Source organism: Pseudomonas sp. GW821-FHT07B01, from assembly GCF_059419065.1.
This window is the reverse complement of record NZ_JBWKRA010000036.1, coordinates 1-19,853: the sequence shown is the minus strand read 5'-3', so window position 1 is coordinate 19,853 and position 19,853 is coordinate 1. Positions and strand designations below refer to the sequence as shown.

Annotated in this window: 18 protein-coding genes; 9 read left to right on the top strand and 9 right to left on the bottom strand. The window is 61.0% G+C overall.

Features of this window, described 5'->3' with window-relative positions:
- Positions 1-12: 12 nt before the first annotated feature.
- Positions 13-2,163 (top strand): lipase family protein, encoded by a 2,151-nt coding sequence (locus AC07S6_RS25915; RefSeq protein ID WP_495113315.1) that lies wholly within the window; start codon positions 13-15, stop codon positions 2,161-2,163.
- 9 nt (positions 2,164-2,172) lie between these two features.
- Here AC07S6_RS25915 and codA read toward each other — a convergent pair whose 3' ends face one another.
- The 4 genes from codA to AC07S6_RS25895 all read right to left on the bottom strand — a co-directional run bounded on the left by codA (position 2,173) and on the right by AC07S6_RS25895 (position 6,659).
- Positions 2,173-3,408, bottom strand: a complete 1,236-nt coding sequence (codA, locus tag AC07S6_RS25910) for a cytosine deaminase (RefSeq protein WP_034125811.1) — start codon at positions 3,406-3,408, stop codon at positions 2,173-2,175.
- A gap of 50 nt (positions 3,409-3,458) precedes the next feature.
- Positions 3,459-4,727 (bottom strand): cytosine permease, encoded by a 1,269-nt coding sequence (gene codB / locus AC07S6_RS25905; RefSeq protein WP_054922300.1) that lies wholly within the window; start codon positions 4,725-4,727, stop codon positions 3,459-3,461.
- Between the two features lie 398 nt (positions 4,728-5,125).
- On the bottom strand, positions 5,126-5,482 hold the full coding sequence (gene queD / locus AC07S6_RS25900) for a 6-carboxytetrahydropterin synthase QueD (RefSeq protein ID WP_003190259.1): 357 nt from the start codon (positions 5,480-5,482) through the stop codon (positions 5,126-5,128).
- A 97-nt stretch (positions 5,483-5,579) separates the two neighbouring features.
- A complete protein-coding gene (locus AC07S6_RS25895) occupies positions 5,580-6,659 on the bottom strand; it encodes a patatin-like phospholipase domain-containing protein (RefSeq protein WP_495113314.1) in 1,080 nt (359 codons plus the stop codon).
- A gap of 158 nt (positions 6,660-6,817) precedes the next feature.
- On the opposite strand from AC07S6_RS25895, the gene AC07S6_RS25890 reads away from it, so the two are divergent.
- From AC07S6_RS25890 to AC07S6_RS25875, 4 genes are read left to right on the top strand one after another with little or no spacing between them, the layout of a single operon-like run.
- Complete coding sequence (locus AC07S6_RS25890) at positions 6,818-7,120, top strand: PepSY domain-containing protein (protein ID WP_495113313.1); 303 nt, start codon at positions 6,818-6,820, stop codon at positions 7,118-7,120.
- Positions 7,120-7,431, top strand: a complete 312-nt coding sequence (locus AC07S6_RS25885; RefSeq protein ID WP_003190266.1) for a PepSY domain-containing protein — start codon at positions 7,120-7,122, stop codon at positions 7,429-7,431. Before AC07S6_RS25890 ends, AC07S6_RS25885 begins: the two co-directional genes overlap by 1 nt.
- Positions 7,431-8,099 (top strand): response regulator transcription factor, encoded by a 669-nt coding sequence (locus AC07S6_RS25880; protein WP_003190268.1) that lies wholly within the window; start codon positions 7,431-7,433, stop codon positions 8,097-8,099. The genes AC07S6_RS25885 and AC07S6_RS25880 overlap by 1 nt, the downstream gene beginning before the upstream one ends.
- Entirely contained in the window at positions 8,096-9,409 is a 1,314-nt protein-coding gene (locus AC07S6_RS25875; RefSeq protein ID WP_495113312.1) for a sensor histidine kinase, read from the top strand. Before AC07S6_RS25880 ends, AC07S6_RS25875 begins: the two co-directional genes overlap by 4 nt.
- Positions 9,410-9,537: 128 nt before the next feature.
- On the opposite strand, the gene AC07S6_RS25870 is transcribed toward AC07S6_RS25875, so the two are convergent.
- Entirely contained in the window at positions 9,538-11,685 is a 2,148-nt protein-coding gene (locus AC07S6_RS25870; protein WP_197865353.1) for a methyl-accepting chemotaxis protein, read from the bottom strand.
- A 229-nt stretch (positions 11,686-11,914) separates the two neighbouring features.
- Between AC07S6_RS25870 and AC07S6_RS25865 the strand changes: the two genes are divergently transcribed.
- Positions 11,915-13,234, top strand: a complete 1,320-nt coding sequence (locus tag AC07S6_RS25865; RefSeq protein ID WP_165861644.1) for a Na+/H+ antiporter family protein — start codon at positions 11,915-11,917, stop codon at positions 13,232-13,234.
- Between the two features lie 185 nt (positions 13,235-13,419).
- Positions 13,420-15,099 carry a methyl-accepting chemotaxis protein CtpM gene (gene ctpM, locus AC07S6_RS25860; protein ID WP_054922288.1) on the top strand — a complete coding sequence of 560 codons (1,680 nt, stop codon included), beginning with the start codon at positions 13,420-13,422 and terminating at the stop codon, positions 15,097-15,099.
- Between the two features lie 22 nt (positions 15,100-15,121).
- Here the strand turns inward: ctpM and trhP are convergent, their stop codons facing one another.
- Positions 15,122-16,435 carry a prephenate-dependent tRNA uridine(34) hydroxylase TrhP gene (gene trhP / locus AC07S6_RS25855; RefSeq protein ID WP_495113311.1) on the bottom strand — a complete coding sequence of 438 codons (1,314 nt, stop codon included), beginning with the start codon at positions 16,433-16,435 and terminating at the stop codon, positions 15,122-15,124.
- Positions 16,436-16,606: 171 nt separating this feature from the next.
- Here trhP and AC07S6_RS25850 point away from each other — a divergent pair, with 171 nt between their 5' ends.
- Positions 16,607-17,674, top strand: a complete 1,068-nt coding sequence (locus AC07S6_RS25850) for an AI-2E family transporter (RefSeq protein ID WP_019818663.1) — start codon at positions 16,607-16,609, stop codon at positions 17,672-17,674.
- Between the two features lie 3 nt (positions 17,675-17,677).
- Here AC07S6_RS25850 and AC07S6_RS25845 read toward each other — a convergent pair whose 3' ends face one another.
- The 3 genes from AC07S6_RS25845 to AC07S6_RS25835 form a co-directional block, all read right to left on the bottom strand.
- Positions 17,678-17,860 carry a hypothetical protein gene (locus AC07S6_RS25845; RefSeq protein ID WP_490614626.1) on the bottom strand — a complete coding sequence of 61 codons (183 nt, stop codon included), beginning with the start codon at positions 17,858-17,860 and terminating at the stop codon, positions 17,678-17,680.
- Between the two features lie 91 nt (positions 17,861-17,951).
- Positions 17,952-18,146, bottom strand: a complete 195-nt coding sequence (locus tag AC07S6_RS25840; RefSeq protein WP_003190284.1) for a hypothetical protein — start codon at positions 18,144-18,146, stop codon at positions 17,952-17,954.
- A 234-nt stretch (positions 18,147-18,380) separates the two neighbouring features.
- Positions 18,381-18,746 (bottom strand): hypothetical protein, encoded by a 366-nt coding sequence (locus AC07S6_RS25835; RefSeq protein WP_003190286.1) that lies wholly within the window; start codon positions 18,744-18,746, stop codon positions 18,381-18,383.
- A 165-nt stretch (positions 18,747-18,911) separates the two neighbouring features.
- On the opposite strand from AC07S6_RS25835, the gene AC07S6_RS25830 reads away from it, so the two are divergent.
- The gene (locus AC07S6_RS25830) at positions 18,912-19,730 is read left to right on the top strand and encodes a shikimate 5-dehydrogenase (protein ID WP_495113310.1); all 819 of its coding nucleotides are present in this window, start codon (positions 18,912-18,914) and stop codon (positions 19,728-19,730) included.
- The last annotated feature ends 123 nt before the right edge of the window (positions 19,731-19,853 follow it).

Genomic DNA, 19,853 nt, shown 5'->3' with positions numbered 1-19,853 from the left:
AAGGAGTAGGCCATGTATTTGGACGCAAGGAAGCGACCCTTTTTCAGTGACAGCACGCCAGCTTGTTCATTGCGAGGGCAGTGGGTGAGTTTTTGCTTGGTCGATGAAACTGGAGTTGGGGCGACGTACGGCGGTCTGTCGTATACGGTCCGCGACAGCGCTGGACGAGAGTACAAAGGTAGATTGAACGAGGAAGGATTCGCCAAGCTAAAAGACATTTACAGCGGTCCTGTGGTCCTCGTTTTTGACGATTTGTATTCAGGAACCGAGCAGCCATATCGTCGGTTAATGATGCGGCCGACTTATCAGCTACCTATCACCGAGCTTCAATTTCGTGCTGAGCAAACCAGATTTGCTTCGGTCGATGGACGTCGTATTGAAGCCAATCCCGCTCAACATCAACCCAACAGATTTTATCAAGTCGAAGTTAGAGATTTAGTTCGTCATGTTGCCCATTTGCCTCCGACAACGCCTCGAGTCCACTCTCCCAAGCGCCATGCACTGAAAATGATGGCCGATCTGGGCTTCGGCCCGCCTCAGCCTTCATTGGTGGGTATCGTACTGTTCCCCAACAAGCACACCGTTCTGGAAGTGCGACCACTACGGGCCTTACGCCCAATCTTATCCACCGAAGACGGCTTCTGCGCCCTGAACCTATACCAACTGGCATTGTTTGCTGCGTTGAGTTACTGCGATTTTGGACAGGCCCCCGCCGAAAAACCATTAGACGAAGTCCGGTTTCCGTTGGATCCGAGCGTTGGAAATTTATTCGCTGAACAGCTTTCGGTGTATCACGAAGCCTGGCGAATTGATCCGAAGCAATCACACCGTTTTTACCCGATCTACGAAGATATCCCTTACTCCCAACGCTTCGAAATCCTGCCGTTCGATCCCGTGTTGTATCCCCAAAATCGCCCGGAACGAAACGAAGAGCAGGAGCATCCCGCACGTTTGCACTTTTTTGATGATGAAAAATTTGGCACTGATACCCAGGCCTTCATCACTCACCACGATCAGATCATCCTGATTTCTGTGCGAGGAACGGTCAGCCGTGCCGACGTATTACGCGACGCCGACGCCCATCAGGTGTCTTTCGACGACGGCGTTGGAAAAGCGCACGGTGGTTTTTACCAGGCCTACCGGGCTATGCGTGATTTCGTATTGCAATACCTTGATCAGTTTCATGTGGGCCAGCGCATCGTAATTTGCGGTCACAGCCTCGGAGGCGCCATTGCATTGCTGTTGGCCGAAGGGCTGCGCCGAGCCCAGGATGCCCATTACAACATCCTGCTCTACACCTACGGCGCCCCCCGCGCCGCCGACTCTGAGTTTACCGTCGGTGCCTCTTCCCTGGTCCACCACCGCATCGTCAACCACAACGACCCTGTCCCCAGCGTCCCGGCGCCCTGGATGAATACCACCGCCAAGCTCTGGATTCCCGGGGCCGTCACGCTATTCAGCAATCCCGTGCCCGGTGGCCTGTTGTTCGCCGCAGGGCTGGTGCGCGTGGGCGGCAACCCCTATCGACATCATGGCGAGCAATATCACTTCATGCCGATCACGCTCCCGGATGGCAGCCATTCCTCGGTGTTATGGAAGCCTGGCTGTGAATCCCTCCAAGAAGCGGGTTGCAACCGCGCATTGCAACTGCAGGGCGACATGCCCGACCGCGATAATTTGCTGAGGCAGCTGTTTCAAGCCGACCAGCACTTCATGACCACCAGCTACATCCCCGCGGCGTGGGCGACATTGCGCCGCTGGCAACAAACCCTGGAGAGTGAGGGCTCGTTGGTGACCCAGAGGGAATTCGAGCTGCTCGACCGGGCCTTTGAAGACATGCGCGAGCAACTACGGACCAAGCGGCGTGAACTTGCTCTGCGGCGCCCTGCCAATGATCGTAGCCATGAACCTACTGATGCCTTGAACGCAGAGATCGACCGTTTGCACACCAGCCGCGAGCGCTTGGCAAGCCTGCGATGGCGTCGCCTGCAAGCCCGCGATGTCTACGGCAACCATGCCTCTTCTGCACATCTGCAAGCGAGCCTCAAGCGTTGGTTCCGCCATCGCGAGAATCGTGAGCCGGCCCAATTCACCAGCGTCCCGCCGCCTTCCCACGATGAACAGGTACGGGTGCAAACGTTGGACATCGACTCAGTCGTCTAACCCACGCGGTTACATAAACTCTACCTGTGCCGGTTGCCGTTTCATCAGTACCTTGCCGTTGCGAATCGAGTACAACGGCAGGCCCTGGCTACGTATGACTTCGTAGTCGCTGTCGGCCGACAGGATCAGCAGGTTGGCCGGGCGACCTGCTTGCAACCCATAACGATCGCCCAGGGCCATGGCTTTGGCACTGTTGTCGGTGACCAGGTCCAGGGCGTTTTGCAAATTGCGGTAACCGAGCATATGGCAGATGTGCAGACCGGCCTCCAGTACTCGCAGAATGTTGCCGTTACCCAGCGGGTACCAGGGATCGACGATGGAATCCTGGCCGAAACACACGTTCATGCCGGCCTCAAGCAGTTCGTTCACACGGGTGACACCGCGGCGTTTCGGGAAGTTGTCGAAGCGGCCTTGCAGGTGGATGCTTTCGGTGGGGCACGAGACAAAGCTGATGCCGGAGTGTCCTAGCAGGCGAAACAGCTTGGCGCAGTAAGCATTGTCGTAGGAACCCATGGCGGTGGTATGGCTGGCGGTCACGCGGGCACCCATGTCGCGGCTGCGGGCTTCTTCCGCGAGGACTTCGAGAAAGCGTGAGTGGGGGTCGTCGGTTTCGTCACAGTGCACGTCCACCAGGCAGCCAGTACGTTCGGCCAGATCCATGAGGAACTTCACCGAACTCACGCCTTGGTCGCGGGTGTATTCGAAGTGGGGGATGCCACCGATCACATCGGCACCCAGGCGAATGGCTTCTTCCATCAACTCACGACCATTGCGGAAGGACTCGATGCCTTCCTGGGGAAAGGCGACGATTTGCAGGTCGATCAGGTGCGTGCTCTCTTCACGTACCTCCAGCAGGGCCTTGAGTGCGGTGAGGTCCGGGTCGGTGACGTCGACATGGGTGCGCACATGCTGGATGCCATGGGCGGCGAGGGCCTGAATGGTTTTTTTGGCCCGGGCCTTGGTGTCTTCCAGAGTAATGGTGGCCTTGCGTTCGCCCCAGCACTCGATGCCTTCAAACAGCGTACCGCTCATGTTCCAGCGCGGCTCGCCGGCGGTGAGGGTGGCGTCGAGGTGGATGTGGGGCTCGACAAAGGGCGGTATGACCAGGTTGCCGGCGGCGTCCAAGTCGCCGGCCATCAGTGTGGGCGCTCCGGTTTGCGCAGTGATGCTGGCGATCCGGCCATTTTCCAGGTGCAGATCATGCAGGCCTTCACGGTTGCGCAGGCGGGCATTGATGATGTGCATGGGCAAGTTCCTCTTGGCTAAAAACAATCAGGCAGACAGCCGCCAGATCCTCAGGGCGATACCGATGTCCAGGCGGTCATGGCGCGTAGTATGGCGCTGAGCAGCACATAGGTCAGCGATGCGGCAAAAATTCCCACCAACGGTGCGACCCACGGCGAGTTGAACGCGACCACGGTGCCCACCCCATACGCGATCAGACCTGGCCAATTGAATGCCGGTAAGTGAGCCTCTGCCAAGCGCGGATATTGGCCGCGATAGCGATAGAAGAAGTCCGCCATGATCACGCCTCCTATCGGCGGGATGACCGTGCCCAGCAGGATCAGGTACGGCACCAACAGGTCGTACATGCCGAACAAGGCGAGCAGGGTGCCGATCACCGCGCCGGCCAGGGTCACGCTCTTGCGACGCTGGGTACGCAGCAGGTTGCAACCGGCGACGGCGAAGTTGTAGATGGTGTTGTCCTGGGTGCTCCAGATATTGAGCAGCAACATCGCCATCGCCGCCGTGGCGAAACCTTGCAGCAGCAAGACTTCCACTACATCCGGTTGCTGATAGACGATGGCGCCATAGGCCCCGATCAGCACCATCAAACCATTGCCGACAAAAAAGCCGATCAGGCTGGCCAGCACCGCAACCTTGGCCGAGCGCGAAAACCGCGTCCAGTTGGTGGCCTGGGTTGCCCCGCTGACAAAGGTCCCGAACACCAGGGTGATGGCGGTGGACAAGTCCAGCTCAGCGCTGGGCACCACCGCCAGCAGCCCCTCCAGCCCGCCGACCTTTACGGTGGCGACCCACATCGACAGCATCAACAGGATGCCCATGGCCGGCACCGCGATGTAGGACAGGATTTCCAAGCCGCGATACCCCACGTAGGCGGTGGCGCAGAACAGTAAGCCAAATACCACCATCAGCCCCAGCACACTGCCCTGGCTCAATTGGAAATACTTGCCCAATACCACTGCTGCCGTGGCCGTGCCCCAGGCATACCAGCCGATCTGGGTAAAACCGAGGATCAAGTCACTGAGCTTGCTGCCCACTTCGCCAAAGCAGAAACGCCCCATCAACACCGAGTTCAAGCCGCTCTTGAACGCGATGTAACCCAAGCCTGCGGCGTAGATACCCAACAACAGGTTACCCAGGGCCACGACGCCGAGCATGTCGATGAAGCTGAACGCCACCCCCAGCTTGCCGCCGGCGAACATCGTCGCGGTAAAAAAGGTGAACCCCAGCAACACCATGGCCGTAGAGGCCAGACCCTTGCGCGCGTGCAAGGGGACTTCGCTGAGAGGGTAGTCGTTGCCGGGGTCTTGTTGCGTCATGGGGGCTGCTCCCTGAGTGGTGACCCAGGTCGTGTGCATCCTGCGTGCCAATGCAGGTGCAGGCAGGTATGCGCTGACGGAGTAAGCCCTTTATAAGGCCGCCTCCTCCCAATCAGCGCAAAAGCAGTGCAGCGGTGAGCCAAACTGGCTCAGTCGATCGGCGTCTGTGCGGGTTTTCCTAATGGATCAGCCCGCCGCTTCGAAAAAAACACCTACAGTTGGCAATGCCAGCCAATTAAGAGCTAGAGCGAAAAAAACAGTGACCTGTGGCGAGGGAGCTTGCTCCCGTTGGGCTGCGTAGCAGTCCCATCTTTTGGGGCCGCTTCGCGACCCAGCGGGAGCAAGCTCCCTCGCCACGGTGACATTTCCCGCAGGTGGTCTTTTCAACACTCGATCACTTACTCGCCGCGATAAATGCACCCACTGGTGCAGGTCTCGTGGATACGGATCGCACTGAGTTCCGGCAGCAAGGGTTTCAGTTCATTCCAGATCCACTTGGCCAGCACTTCGCTGGTGGGGTTTTCCAGGCCGGGAATGTCATTGAGGTAGTTGTGGTCGAGGCGTTCATAGAGCGGCTTGAAAATCGCCTTGATCTCCGAGAAGTCGCGAATCCAGCCGGTATGGGGATCCAGATCGCCGCTCAGGTGGATGGCCACCTTGAACGAGTGCCCGTGCAGACGCCCGCATTTGTGGCCTTCCGGTACGTGGGGCAGGCGATGGGCGGATTCGAAGGTAAACTCTTTGAAGATTTCCACAGTGTTTTCAGCTCGGTCAGGTGTCTGGCAGGCGGCGAGTTTAACAGTTTGATCAACCTCTGCGCATACCGCCCCTCGGCCGCAGGCACCCATGCGGTCAAAGGGCTAGCAATCGGTCGCCGAGCTTGCCGTTATCCGCCAATGCCAAAAACTCATCCCCCAGCCGTTGGCTCTCGCTCATGGCAGTTTGCCAATATTTGTTACGGCCAGGGTCATCGCCCATAAAGCGCTTGAAGTCGCTGCGGTCTGGCAGCTTGCCGTGGGGCAGGCGGGCCAGGTAGTCCCTGGACGGCGCCAGCAGTAACACATCCTGCAAGCCCTGCTGGTTGCTGCGCCGCCATGGCAGGCCCTTGTCGAACCAGCCGGGGATGACCCGGTCAGTAAAATGCGGGTACAGCACGATGTCATCCCCGTGGTAGGGCAGGTCGAGGTGGTAATCCAACAGGCCGCCGTCGCGGTAGGTGCCGGCCCCGGCCCCGGGCAGGTCGCGCACGCCTTGCATGACCATGGGGATCGACCCGGACGCGAGCAACGCCTGGCGCAGGTTACCCACGTCCAGGGTGAGGAAGCGCGAGGGGAAATCCTTCAGCGGGTGTACAGGGGGCGCCTGGCGCGGGTCGTGGATGATCAGCCGCTCGAAATGCCGCGACAGCCGTGCGCGGCCCCGCAGGTTATCGGCAATCACCGACGACAGGCCCAGCCCCAGCCGTCCACGGTGGTCATCGGCGAGCAAGCCGTGGCTCTTGACCACCATGATGTTCAGCCGATAGTCGGGGTTGTCCAGCACCCGCGCATCGCGCCCGGCCAGCAGGTCGTCGAGCATGCGTTGGCAGCTCTGGCTGACTTGCGCCATGGTCACGCCTTTGGCAAAGCGCTGCTCGTTGTACAGCCGGCCCAGGTCGAGCAAACCTTGCACCGGGTCGGGCAGGCAGGCGCTGGCAAACCGCCAGGAGCCAATGGACGCACCGATCAGCGCACGCTCGCGCGGCGCACGGGGCAACCAGTCACCGAACAGCGCCAGGTCGAGCCCTTGGATACCCAGGGCCTTGGGGCCGCCCGCCGCGCCGGGGAGGATACCGACGTCGGCAGGCGCAAGGCCCAGCTCGCGGATGCGGGTGAAGGCGCGCTTGCCGGCCTTGAGGGTCAAGGCCGGGAACTTGATATGGATGGCTGTCATACCGGTCTCTGTTGAGGCGAGCGGGGCAGTATAGGAAATCTCGCAGGCAGTGGGAAAAATGGCTTGACTGGAATTGCCATGGTGGCAATTCAGTTTCAGTTAAGTTGCGGCGCGTACCGTGGCCGGCGTAGGAAAACATCATGTAACGGAGACTTATCATGAAGGGCCTCACTGCCCTGGGCGCCGCCGCTATCATCCTCGTTACGGCGACCCCGGCCGCCGCGGTGGACCCCGACAAGCCACTGATCGTGCCGGCCACTGTTACAATTGTCGCTTTCGATCAATTGGAAGCTACGGCCCTGGCCCTTCACCCTGGTTCGACGCTGCTGGACACCGATTTGGATGAGGAATACGGCAAGTACGTCTATGAAGTCGAGCTGCGAGATACCGACGGCATTGAATGGGATGTTGAATTGAACGCGCTCACCGGGCAGGTTCTCAAGAATCATCAGGATACGTAATGAAGGTAAATTTACGCGTCGGCAGTCGCGTGGCGCTGGTGCTCATGGTGTTCTGTTCCAGCCTGGCGGCCCGCGACCTCAACCAGGACGAAGCCCTGGCCCTGCGCCAACAAGGCGTCATCCTGCCATTGGAACAGCTGTTGCAGCAGGCCATGGCGCGATACCCCGGCTCACGGCTGCTGGAAGCCGAACTGGAAAAGAAACACGGGCAATACGCCTATGAAGTGGAACTGGTGACCACCGAGGGCGTGGTGCGCGAGATCAAGCTGGATGCCACCAATGGCGACCTGATCAAAGATGAGGAAGACTGATGCGCCTGCTCCTGGTGGAAGACAACGTGCCCCTGGCCGACGAACTGATGGCCGGCCTGCAGCGCCAGGGTTATGCAGTCGACTGGCTGGCCGACGGCCGGGACGCCGTGTATCAAGGGCGCAGCGAGCCCTATGACTTGATCATTCTCGACCTTGGCCTGCCCGGTTTGCCCGGGCTTGACGTGCTGGCGCAATGGCGCGCCGCCGCGTTGGCCATCCCGGTGCTGATCCTCACGGCCCGCGATTCCTGGGCCGAGCGCATCGAAGGGCTCAAGGCCGGCGCCGATGATTACCTGAGCAAACCCTTTCACCCTGAAGAACTGTACCTGCGCATCCAGTCGCTGCTGCGCCGCTCCCATGGCCAGACGAACCAGCCCACCCTGCAAGCTGCCGGCCTGCATCTGGATGAAGGGCGCCAGTGCGTGCTACGTGACGGCGCCGAGATCCAGCTGACGGCTGCCGAGTTTCGTTTGTTGCGCTATTTCATGCTGCATCCCGAACAGATCCTGTCCAAAAGCCACCTGGCCGAACACTTGTATGACGGCGAGACCGAGCGCGACTCCAATGTGCTGGAGGTGCACGTCAACCATCTGAGGCGCAAATTGGGCCGCAGCGTGATCGAGACCCGGCGAGGCCAGGGCTACCGTTTCGGCGCCACCCCGGCATGAGGTCGATCCAGCGGCGCTTGAGCCTGGGGTTGATCAGCGTGATGGTGATTGTCGGCGTGGTGCTGGCGCAAACCAGCCTGTGGTTGTTCGAGGCGGGTTTGCAACGCTACCTTGAAGCGGGCTTGCGCAACGACAGCGAAAACCTGCTGGTGGCGCTGGTGCGTGGGCCCAACGGCGTGCAGTTGGATGAGCAACGCCTGTCGCCGGCGTACCAGCGGCCGTTTTCCGGGCATTACTTTCGTATCGACTTTGCCGATGTGCATTGGCGCTCCCGTTCATTGTGGGACCAGGAACTGCCCCGGCTCCCGGTGGCGGGGCTCAAGGGCAACCTGCAACTGGGCCCCGAAGGCCAGCAACTGTTGGTGCTGCGCTCGGACTACAAGCGCTTCGGCCAATCGATTTCCATCAGCGTGGCCCAGGACTACACGCCTGTGCGCGAAAGCTTTCGCCTGATGCGCCAGGTCGGCCTGGTGATGGGGCTGGCGGCGCTGCTGTTGGTGCTGATCCTGCAACGGGTCACCGTGCGCCGTGCCCTGCGCCCCCTGGAGACCGCACGCAACCAGATCGCCCAACTGCAACAAGGCCAGCGCTCGCAACTCGACACCCAGGTGCCGCTTGAGCTGGAGCCCCTAGTGGCGCAGATCAACCACCTGTTGGCGCACACCGAAGACAGCCTCAAGCGCTCCCGCAACGCCCTCGGCAACCTGGGGCATGCGCTGAAAACCCCGCTGGCAGTGTTGTTGAGCGCCGCCTCCAGTGACGCCCTCAAGGATCATCCGCAACTGAGCCAGTTGCTGCGCGAGCAATTGGAGCAGGTGCAGCAGCGCCTCAACCGTGAACTCAACCGTGCGCGCCTGGCGGGCGATGCCTTGCCGGGCGCGTTGTTTGACTGTGAACAAGAGCTGCCCGGTTTACTGGCCACCCTGCGCATGATCCACGGCGAACACCTGGACCTCAGCTATCAGGTGGCGCCGGGCCTGCAACTGCCCTGGGACCGTGAAGACCTGCTGGAACTGCTGGGCAATCTGTTGGACAACGCCTGTAAATGGGCGGACGCCGAGGTACGCCTGAGCGTCAGCGAGGCGCCCCAGGGCTATCGGCTGGCGGTGGAAGACGACGGCCCCGGCATTCCCGAGGCTCAGCGTGACCAAGTGTTCAGCCGTGGCGCACGCCTGGATGAGCAAAGGGTTGGCCATGGCCTGGGTTTGGGGATCGTGCGGGACATCGTTGAGGTGTGGGATGGGGTGTTGCAACTGCAAGAAAGCGAGCTGGGTGGGCTCAAGGTATTGATCCAGTTGCCACGCCGCTAGCATTCACACACCACCGCTCAAAATGTGGGAGCTGGCTTGCCTGCAATAGCATCGACTCGGTTTGCCTGACATACCGAGGTGTCTGCATCGCGGGCAAGCCCGGCTCCCACAGAAAAGCCTTGCTACATTTAGACCCTGAACTGATCCATCAACCCCTGCTGCTGATTTGCCAGGCTGTTCAGCGCCTGACTGACCCGCGCCGATTCATTGGCCTGCTCCGACAACGACTCGGTCACATCGCGGATGGTCGCCACGTTGCTGTTGATCTCTTCGGCCACGGCGCTTTGCTCTTCGGCGGCGCTGGCGATTTGCAGGTTCATATCACTGATCACCGTGACCGCATCGCCAATCTGGCGCAAGGCGGTGACGGCCTGGCCGACCTGTTCGACGCTGCCCTGAGCCTGGCGATAGCTGTTGCCCATGGAGCCGACCACGTCGCTGGTACCGGTTTGCAATTGTTCGATCACCAGGCGGGTTTCTTCCACCGATTCCTGGGTGCGCCGCGCCAGGTTGCGCACTTCGTCGGCGACCACGGCAAAACCGCGGCCGGCTTCACCGGCGCGAGCGGCTTCGATGGCGGCGTTGAGCGCCAACAGATTGGTCTGCTCGGCGATGCCGCGAATCACTTCAAGCACCGAGCCGATCTGTTCGCTGTTGGCGGCCAAGCCTTCTACCTGGGTCATGGCGGTGCTCATGTCGGCGGCGAGCTCGCCAATGTTGGCGGTGGTGCGGTCGATAACCGTCAAGCCTTGGCGAGTCGCCTGGTCGGCATCTCGGGCGGCTTGGGCCGCCTGGGCGGCGCTGCGGGCCACGTCCTGGGCGGTGGCGCTCATTTCGTGGGATGCGGTGGCCACCTGATCAACCTGACGGTACTGCTGCTCCATGCCGGCGCTGGTTTGCGTGGCAATAGCGGCGGACTGGTCGGCGGTGCCGCGGGCGTCCTGCACCGAGCGTTTGACCTCGGCAATGATCGGCTGCAGCTTGTCGAGGAAACGGTTGAACCAGCCGGCCAATTGGCCCAGTTCGTCCTGTTTGGCGTAGGCCAGGCGTCGGGTCAGGTCGCCTTCGCCGCTGGCGATATCCTCAAGCATGTGCGCCACGCCAAGGATTGGCCGGGTCACGCTGCGCGCCATCAGCCACACCAGGATCAAGCCGACCACGGCGGCGAGCAGGCCCAGGCCCAGTTCTAGCAGGGTGCCTTTGGCGTTGTCGGCGTCCAGCTGGTTTTTCAGCGCTTCGGCGGGGGCGACCAGGACTTTTTCCGGTACATCCAGCAATACGCCCCACGCCTTACCGCCGGGAATCGGCGCAAAAGGCGCCAGTACCTTGAGTTGATGGTCGGTGCGCAGGCTGCGCGTCTGGGTACTGCTGGCCAAGGCACTGGTCAACTGTGCGCCGCTGGCCGGGTCGACCTGCTCCAGGCGTTGGCTGAGTTTGCTGGCATCCGGGCTGTAGCCGGCCAGTAAGCCGGTCGGGCTGAGGATGCTGACTTGGGTCTGGCCGTCGTACAGTTTCTGGCTGGCCTGTTGGCTGACCGCCTGCAGGCTGTTGAGGTTGATATCCACCGATAGCGAGGCGATGACTTTGCCATTGACCATCAGCGGGAACACGATGCTGGTCATCAGCACGTTCTGGCCGTCGATCACATAGAAGTAGGGCTCGATCACGCAGGGCTTGAGAGTCGTGCGCGGGCAGGTGAACCAGGCGTTGGCCTTTTCGCCGCTGGGGCCGATGGAGGTGTCGGCCATGTCGCTCTCGGGCAGCGCCATCGAGGTGATTTTCCCCGGTGTCGGTTGCGACCAGTACAGCGCGAAACGGCCTTTGTCATTGCTGCCCAGTTCCGCCTGATTGGCGAACAGTTCGTCCTTGCCGTCCAGCGCATTGGCTTCGAACACCAGGGACAGGCCGAGCAGGTCAGGGTTGGCCTGTAGCGCGGCCTTGACCTGGCGGGTCAGGTCTTCACGGGTGTCGAAGGCATCGAGAAAGCGCTTCTCGGCCTGTTCGCGCAAAAACAGCACCTGGCGGGAAAAGCCATGGCCGTACTGGTAGGCATCCATGAACTGCTGGCGAATGCCCAGCGCTTGCACTTCGCCTTGGGCCTCGATGCGCGACTGGGCGGCTTCGTCGAGCATCTGCATGCTGGATGCCTTGACCTGTTGCGAGCTCTGCGCCATGCGATACAGCGACAGACCCACCAGCAGGGTCACGATCCCCAGCAGGCAGAGGCCCGCCAGCAGGGTGATTTTCCATTGAATGGAGAGCTGCCTGAGCGACATCGGGACATCCTTACCTGAAAGCACATAGAGACAGCGTATCGGCCAGTGCCTGTAATTCTTTATGCGTGCAGAGGGCTTTGCCTCACCACAGTTTTTGACATGACAGCCCAGCTCCTGCAAAGTGCGCGCCCTCTAATAAGACCTCTTTCAAGCTTGCACGCCGGCAGCTGTTCCCATGGGCCGCGCGCGGGCATGCCTGTCTTTTTTGTTTCTGCTTGAGGTAACCATGATTAACGCAGTCATCGCCGCGGTCGGCACCATGCTGGTACTCAGCCTGTCCCGCGTGCACGTGGTCATCGCCATTATCGTCGGCGCCCTGGTGGGCGGCTTGACCGGTGGCCTGGGTATCGAGGCCACGCTCAAGGCCTTCAACGGCGGGCTGGGCGGCGGCGCAACCGTGGCCTTGTCCTACGCATTGCTCGGGGCTTTCGCCGTGGCGATTGCCAAGTCCGGACTGGCCCATGCCCTGGCGGACAAAGCCTTGCTGCTGGTGGACCGCCAGGACGCCAGCGGTGGCAACCACGTCAAATGGCTGCTGATCGGCCTGTTGTGGGTGGTGGCGATTGCCTCGCAGAACATCTTGCCGATCCACATTGCGTTTATTCCGCTGCTGGTACCCCCGCTGCTGTATGTGCTGACCAAGCTGCAACTGGACCGTCGCCTGATCGCCTGCGTGATGACCTTCGGCCTGATCACCCCGTACATGTTTCTGCCGGTGGGCTTTGGCAATATCTTCCTCAATCAGATCCTGCTGGCTAACGTCGCCAAGAGCGGGGTGGATATCAGCGGGGTCAATGTCACCCACGCCATGGGCTTGCCGGCGCTGGGCATGGTGGTCGGCCTGCTGGTGGCGGTGCTGATCAGCTACCGCAAAAAGCGTGTGTACGACCTGAAGAAAATCGAGCGTGTCGAGCAAGTAGCGGTGCAGTACAACCCGCTGACCCTGCTGGTGGCCGGCCTGGCGATCGCCTCGGCGTTCATCATCCAGTTGTGGCTGGACTCGATGATCATCGGCGCCCTGGCCGGGTTCCTGATCTTCTCGGTGTCGGGCATCGTGCGCTGGCGCGACACCGATGACCTGTTCACCGAAGGCATGAAAATGATGGCGATGATCGGCTTCATCATGATCGCGTCCTCAGGTTTTGCCGAAGTGCTCAAGGCCACCGGTGACGTGAACTCGCTGGTGCAAACCTCGGCGGCGTTCATCGGCCATAGCCGGGGCGTCGGCGCGTTGCTGATGCTGCTGGTGGGGTTGTTGGTGACCATGGGCATCGGTTCGTCGTTTTCCACGGTGCCGATCCTCGCGGCGATTTTCGTGCCGCTGTGTGTGCAACTGGGCTTCAGCCCGCTGGCCATCGTGTGCATTGTCGGTACCGCCGGTGCCTTGGGCGACGCCGGTTCGCCCGCCTCGGACTCCACCCTCGGCCCCACCTCCGGCCTGAACATCGACGGCCAGCACCACCATATCTGGGACACCGTGGTGCCGACCTTCCTGCACTACAACCTGCCGTTGCTGGCCTTCGGCTGGCTGGCTGCGATGACGCTCTGATCCAGGCGAGAACCTCTGTGGCGAGGGAGCTTGCTCCCGCTGGGCTGCGAAGCAGCCCCAAAAAAGCGTGCGGGCGCTGCGCACCCCAGCGGCAGCAAGCTGCCTCGCTACACAAGCTCGCGCCTACAGTAATCGCTCACATGGCCGTTAACCTCTCAAGTCGCCACTAACAAGAGAGAAAAGCCATGCGTCTGAGTTTGAAGGCCAAAGTCCTGGCCCTTGCTGTCGTGCCGGTGTTGTTGTTTGCCGTGGTCATCAGCCTGACCACCGTGTGGATTCTGCAGGGCCAGGCCCGCAACGAGGTGGATGAAACCCGCCAGCGCCTGCTCAACGACGCCAAGGCCACCCTGCAAAGTTATGTCGAGGTGGCCATGACCACCATCAAGCCGCTCTACGACGCGGCAGCCCCCGGCGACAGCGCGGCGCGGGCGCAGGTGGTCAAGTTGTTATCCAATACCAGCTACGGCAAAGACGGCTATTTCTTCGGCTACGACTCCGAAACCATCCGCCTGTTCAAGGGCAACAGCCCGGACGGCGTAGGCAAAAGCTTCAAGGACAACCGCGACCCCAACGGCGTCTACGTCAACCGCGACCTGGTCAAGGTCGGCAAGGACGGCACCCACTACCTGCAATACAGCTCGACCCAGCCTGGCCAGACCGAACTGGTGCCCAAGCTCGGCTATACCGAGTACCTGCCCAAGTGGGACATGGTGATCGGCACCTCGGTGAACCTCGATGGCATCGACGCCCAAGTGGCGGTGGTGCAGGCAAAAGTCGAGAAGCGCATGCAAGGCGTGCTGTTGAGCATCCTCGGCGTGGCCGTGGTGGTGTTGCTGGTGATCGCCGCCGTGGGCATGCTGCTGGCCAATACCATCTTGCGCCCGCTGCACCTGATGAAAGCCAACCTCGATGACATCGCCGCGGGTGAAGGTGACCTGACCCGCCGCCTGGCCATCACCAGCCAGGATGAACTCGGCGACCTGGCCGGTGCATTCAACCGCTTTGTCGATAAAATCCACGGCCTGGTGCGCCAGATCACCGACATGACCGCCCAACTCACCGGGCTGGTGAGCCAGGTGTCCGACCAGGCCCAGCGTTCCGAACAGGCCATGGAACGCCAGCGCCACGAGACCGACCAGGTGGCCACCGCGATCAACCAGATGTCCTCGGCCGCCCACGAAGTGGCACGCAGTGCCCAAGGCGCCGCCGTCGCTGCGCAGCAGACCGACGCCGAAGGCCAGGCCGCCAAACGGGTGGTGGACGGTAGCATCGCGCAGATCCATGCGCTGGTGAACGACATCCGCAGCAGCGGCGTGTCCCTAGACAGCCTGCAGCAGGATGTGTCGTCAATCGTCAGTGTGCTCGGCGTGATCCGCTCCATCGCCGAGCAAACCAACCTGCTGGCGCTCAACGCTGCCATCGAGGCCGCACGGGCCGGGGAGGCTGGGCGTGGCTTTGCCGTAGTCGCCGATGAAGTGCGCGCCCTGGCCAGTCGCACCCAAACCAGCACCCAGGAAATCCAGGGCATGATCGATCGCCTGCAAAAAGGCACCGAGGCGGCCGTGGACGCTATGCGCCGCTCCAGCGATGCCGGCGACGGCACCTCGGCCCAGGCCAACCAGGCCGGCGCGTCCCTGGACACCATGGCGCAACTGATTGGCACCATCAACTCAATGAACGCCCAGATCGCCAGCGCCGCGGAAGAGCAGACCGCCGTGGCGGAAGAGATCAACCGCAGCGTGCATCAGATTGCGGTAGCGGTAGACAGCGTGGCGGACGAAACCCAACTGGGCGCTCAGACGTCTCGCAGTCTGGCCGACCTGGGCCAGCGCCTCGGGCAGTTGGTGGGCCAGTTCAGGATCTGATCCATTCAACCCATGGCAGGGTTTAAACGTCGCGCATCAGCAGGCCAAAGCGCAGGTCCATCTGCGCCGGAATCGGCACATACACCGTATGCCCGTCCCCCGGCGCCACCTCAATGCTTTCGCCCTTGGCGTTATGCAGGCTCGGCAAGTCAAAATGAAAATTGCCCGCGGGCGTCATCAACTCTAGGTGGTCGCCCAGCGCAAAGCGATTCTTCACCTTCACCTCGGCCAACGCGCCACGACGTTCGCCAGTCAGCTCCCCAACGAACTGCTGGCGCTCGGAAACCGAGCTGCCGTTCTGGTAGTTCTGGTATTCATCGTGCACGTGGCGGCGCAGAAAACCTTCGGTGTAGCCACGCTGGGCCAGGGACTCGAGGTTGGTCATCAAGCCGCGGTCAAATGCACGGCCGGCCACTGCGTCATCGATGGCCTGGCGGTAGACCTGGGTGGTGCGCGCGCAGTAGAAGTGGGACTTGGTGCGGCCTTCGATCTTCAACGAATGCACGCCCATCTGTGCCAGGCGCTCCACATGCTGCACGGCCCGCAGGTCCTTGGCGTTCATGATGTAGGTGCCGTGTTCGTCTTCGAAAGCGGGCATGGGGTCATCGGGGCGATTGGCCTCTTGTAGCAGGAACACCTGATCGGTGGGTGTGCCGATGCCCAATGTGGGTTGATATTCATGGACGATATCGCCAGTGGCATTCTCCACTGCCGGCGTGGCCTGGTATTTCCAGCGGCAGGCATTGGTGCAACTGCCCTGGTTGGCATCGCGCTTGTTCATATAGCCCGACAGCAGGCACCGTCCGGAATAGGCCATGCACAAGGCGCCATGTACAAACACCTCCAACTCCATCGTCGGCACCTGCTGGCGGATTTCGCCAATCTCTTCCAGAGACAGCTCCCGCGACAGAATCACCCTGCAAATGCCTTGTTGCTGCCAGAACGCCACGCTGGCCCAATTCACCGTATTGGCCTGTACCGACAGGTGGATCGGCATCTGCGGGAAGTGCTGGCGCACCAGCATGATCAGCCCAGGATCGGACATGATCAGCGCATCCGGGCCCATGGCGATCACCGGCGCCAGGTCCTTGAGGAAGGTCTTGAGCTTGGCGTTGTGGGGCGCAATGTTCACCACCACGTAGAAACGCTTGCTCTGGTCATGGGCTTCCTGGATGCCGAGGGCCAGGTTGGCGTGGTCGAACTCGTTGTTGCGCACCCGCAGGCTGTAGCGCGGCTGGCCAGCATAGACCGCATCGGCACCGTAGGCGAAGGCGTAGCGCATGTTTTTCAGGGTGCCGGCAGGGGCGAGCAGTTCGGGGGCAATCATCGAGGGCATGGCTGTAGGTCGCAAAAGGCGCGAGGGTAGTGCAGGGCCGGGCGCCGTTCATTGATCCACGTCTACGCATGGCGATCTATGCTTGTTCGATAAACAAGGGCACTCCCACGTTTGGCTGCGGACTAAGCAACAGGGCCGCCATCGGCCCTGTTTTTCTGACATGGACCGGACATGAATCAAACCAACCTGCAATTCAAAACCCTGTTGCTGCTACTGGCCTTGGTCACCGTGGCTTTTATCTGGATATTGCTGCCGTTCTACGGTGCGGTGTTCTGGGCCGTGATCCTGGGCATTATCTTTGCGCCGATGCAGCGCCGCCTGCAGCAGCGTTTTAGCTGGAACCGCAACCTGACCTCCCTGACCACCTTGATGGTGTGCCTGGTGATCGCGATTCTGCCGGTGATCATCACCAGTGCTTTGCTGGTGCAAGAGGGGGCCACGCTCTACAAAAACATCGAGAGCGGCAAACTCGACGTAGCGGGTTATATCGAGCAATTCAAGAACGTCCTACCCCCGTATTTCCAGCAGTTGCTCGACCGTTTTGGCATGGGCAACCTCGAAGGGCTGCGGGAAAAGGTCGTCAAGGGCGCGATGCAGGGCAGTCAGTTCTTTGCCTCCCAGGCGTTCAGCTTCGGCCAGGGTACGTTTGATTTCCTGGTGAGCTTTTTCATCATGCTGTACCTGCTGTTTTTCCTGCTGCGCGATGGCCCGGAACTGGTACGCAAGGTGCGCACGGCAGTACCGTTGGCCGAGCCGCAAAAGCGTCGCCTGCAGCTCAAGTTCAACCGAGTGGTGCGCGCCACGGTCAAGGGCAACGTGCTGGTGGCTGTGACCCAAGGTGCGCTGGGAGGCTTGATTTTCTGGTTCCTGGACATCCCGAGTGCCTTGCTCTGGGCCGTGCTGATGGCGTTCCTGTCACTACTGCCTGCGGTGGGTGCCGGGCTGGTCTGGGGGCCGGTGGCAGTTTATTTCCTGTTGAGCGGTTCGATCTGGCAGGGCGTGGTGCTGGGGCTGTTCGGGGTGTTCGTGATTGGCCTGGTGGACAACGTGCTGCGTCCGATCCTGGTGGGCAAGGATACCAAGATGCCGGACTACCTGATCCTGATCTCGACCTTGGGCGGCCTCTCGGTGTTCGGCCTTAACGGCTTTGTCATCGGGCCGCTGGTGGCTGCGTTGTTCATGTCTTGCTGGGCGTTGTTCGTCGAAACCAAGCCGCGGGTCAAGTTGCCGTTGCCGTAACGTTCAGGCTTCTAGTCTGAATTCGGTTGCCATCCGGCGTTGTGTTTCGGCATCGGATAACGACGTGAGCGGGCCGCTGATCGGCTCGCCATCGCGTACGACATACCAGCAGGCGAGCAAGCCCAGTTTGCGCAGAGGGGCGGGGACGGCGCTGCCGATGACGGACATGATTTGAACAGTGGGCATAAGTACCTCCAAACGTTATGGAGGTCACCTTACGGTTTGCCGGTGCCTGGGGAAAATCACCTGGCTCGATAGTCGACATCAACGTCAGGCGTTAATCCACCACCTGGTCGAGCATGTTCACCACTTCGTGCTCACTGAGCAGGCCCTTGCGCACCAGGTTTTCTGCCAGCAATGCCAGGAACTTGGCGCTGCGATGGCCTTCAAGGTGCTTGAGTTCAGTCAAGGCGCTGTAGACCTTGCTGGAGGTGCAAAGGCCGGCGGTGCGGTGCGGGTTTTGTGTGGGCATGGTCAATCGTCCTTAATTGTTATTGGTTGGACTGGGTCGATAGTGCGACTGTTTTGTGACGCAAACATGACAGCGCAGCCCGTCATCGATCAAGAGGATATTTGACGCTTATCATGTGGGATTGCCGCTCGTACGTTGTTCTCACAGCGACACTGGCAGGATTAATCCGGACTTCCCAGGCAAAAAAAAGGCCCCGCGTGTGGGCGAGGCCTGTGGCTGTCAACGGATTAAAACTTACCAACCATGGCGGTAGTAGCCGTGGGGCGGGCCGTAATAGCCGCGAGGCGGCCCATAATAACCGCGCGGTGGGCCGTAGTAGACGGGCGCCGGGCGGTAGTAAACCTGCTGTTGCACATACACTGGTGGCGGTGGCGCGTAGTAGACCGGCGGCGGCGCGGCATACACCGGCTGCGGCTGCACATACACCGGTTGTTGCACGTACACCTCACGCGGCTGGCTGGCAACCACAGAGCCGACTACCGCTGCGCCGACAAGCGCACCGAACACGGCCGGGCCACCCCAACCACCACCGTGGGCGGAGGCTTGGCCGGCCATCGCGAGTGCGCCGATAAGCAAGGCGATCCTGGGGAGTTTACGCATGATGGTCTTTCCTCGGTTAGCCCCCGCGCTTGTGGTCTGCAATCAATAGACTCAAGGATTGTCGCAGGGATACTTTTAAGACAACGTATTTCAGAAAAACAGCACGGCCAATGGGTAAAGGTTGTGTAAGGTCTGTACCGATTTGCTTACTTCAAGGAGTTATCCATGCAGATGCACCCCAACAAGGACACCCAACTGTGCATGTCACTGTCGGCGCGCCCTGGGAACTTTGGCCTGCGTTTTCATAACCACCTGTATGAACAGCTGGGTCTGAATTTTTACTATAAAGCCTTCAGCAGCCAGGACTTGCCCGGCGCGATCGGCGGTATCCGCGCCCTGGGTGTGCGCGGTTGCGGGGTGTCCATGCCGTTCAAGGAGACTGCCATTGCCTTAGTGGACGAACTCGACGATTCGGTTCAAGCCATTGACTCCTTGAACACCATCGTCAACACCAACGGCCACCTCAAGGCTTACAACACCGACTACATCGCCATCGAGCAATTGCTGAAAAAACACGCGGTGCCCAAGGACTCCAGCTTCGCCCTGCGCGGCAGCGGCGGCATGGCCAAGGCGGTCGCCAGCGCCTTGCGTGACGGGGGGTACGCCAATGGCGTGATCGTGGCGCGTAATGAGGTGGCGGGCCAGGCATTGGCCAGGAACCTGGGGTATCAGTGGCAGGCGGATCTGGGCAATCTGCGGCCACAGATGCTGATCAACGTGACGCCCATCGGCATGACCGGCGGGGTCGAGGCGGATGCGTTGGCGTTTGAGGCCAAGGCAATCGATCAGGCTGAGACGGTCTTCGATGTGGTGGCGATCCCGGCGGAAACGCCGTTGATCGTGCGGGGGCGTGCGCAGGGCAAGCGGGTGATTACCGGGCTGGAAGTGATCGCTATTCAGGCGTTGGAGCAGTTTGTGCTTTATACCGGCGTGCGGCCTACGCAGGAGCAGTTCGAGGCAGCGGTGGCCTTCGCCCGCAGCTAAAGTCTTACACCAATCCACTGTGGGGGCTGGCTTGCTCGCGAAGGCCGCAAGCCAGCTTGTATGCTAGGACTTGAAGGGAGGAGAAGGGACAAAGCCCGATTCTGACTGTTGACGCAGTACAGA

Excerpts from the sequence above, each read along its gene's own strand:
- AC07S6_RS25915 (WP_495113315.1), top strand. The coding sequence starts at position 13 with ATGTATTTGGACGCAAGGAAGCGACCCTTTTTCAGTGACAGCACGCCA.
- codA (WP_034125811.1), bottom strand. The coding sequence starts at position 3,408 with ATGCACATCATCAATGCCCGCCTGCGCAACCGTGAAGGCCTGCATGAT.
- codB (WP_054922300.1), bottom strand. The coding sequence starts at position 4,727 with ATGACGCAACAAGACCCCGGCAACGACTACCCTCTCAGCGAAGTCCCC.
- AC07S6_RS25895 (WP_495113314.1), bottom strand. The coding sequence starts at position 6,659 with ATGACAGCCATCCATATCAAGTTCCCGGCCTTGACCCTCAAGGCCGGC.
- AC07S6_RS25890 (WP_495113313.1), top strand. The coding sequence starts at position 6,818 with ATGAAGGGCCTCACTGCCCTGGGCGCCGCCGCTATCATCCTCGTTACG.
- AC07S6_RS25885 (WP_003190266.1), top strand. The coding sequence starts at position 7,120 with ATGAAGGTAAATTTACGCGTCGGCAGTCGCGTGGCGCTGGTGCTCATG.
- AC07S6_RS25880 (WP_003190268.1), top strand. The coding sequence starts at position 7,431 with ATGCGCCTGCTCCTGGTGGAAGACAACGTGCCCCTGGCCGACGAACTG.
- AC07S6_RS25875 (WP_495113312.1), top strand. The coding sequence starts at position 8,096 with ATGAGGTCGATCCAGCGGCGCTTGAGCCTGGGGTTGATCAGCGTGATG.
- AC07S6_RS25870 (WP_197865353.1), bottom strand. The coding sequence starts at position 11,685 with ATGTCGCTCAGGCAGCTCTCCATTCAATGGAAAATCACCCTGCTGGCG.
- ctpM (WP_054922288.1), top strand. The coding sequence starts at position 13,420 with ATGCGTCTGAGTTTGAAGGCCAAAGTCCTGGCCCTTGCTGTCGTGCCG.
- trhP (WP_495113311.1), bottom strand. The coding sequence starts at position 16,435 with ATGCCCTCGATGATTGCCCCCGAACTGCTCGCCCCTGCCGGCACCCTG.
- AC07S6_RS25850 (WP_019818663.1), top strand. The coding sequence starts at position 16,607 with ATGAATCAAACCAACCTGCAATTCAAAACCCTGTTGCTGCTACTGGCC.
- AC07S6_RS25845 (WP_490614626.1), bottom strand. The coding sequence starts at position 17,860 with ATGCCCACTGTTCAAATCATGTCCGTCATCGGCAGCGCCGTCCCCGCC.
- AC07S6_RS25840 (WP_003190284.1), bottom strand. The coding sequence starts at position 18,146 with ATGCCCACACAAAACCCGCACCGCACCGCCGGCCTTTGCACCTCCAGC.
- AC07S6_RS25835 (WP_003190286.1), bottom strand. The coding sequence starts at position 18,746 with ATGCGTAAACTCCCCAGGATCGCCTTGCTTATCGGCGCACTCGCGATG.
- AC07S6_RS25830 (WP_495113310.1), top strand. The coding sequence starts at position 18,912 with ATGCAGATGCACCCCAACAAGGACACCCAACTGTGCATGTCACTGTCG.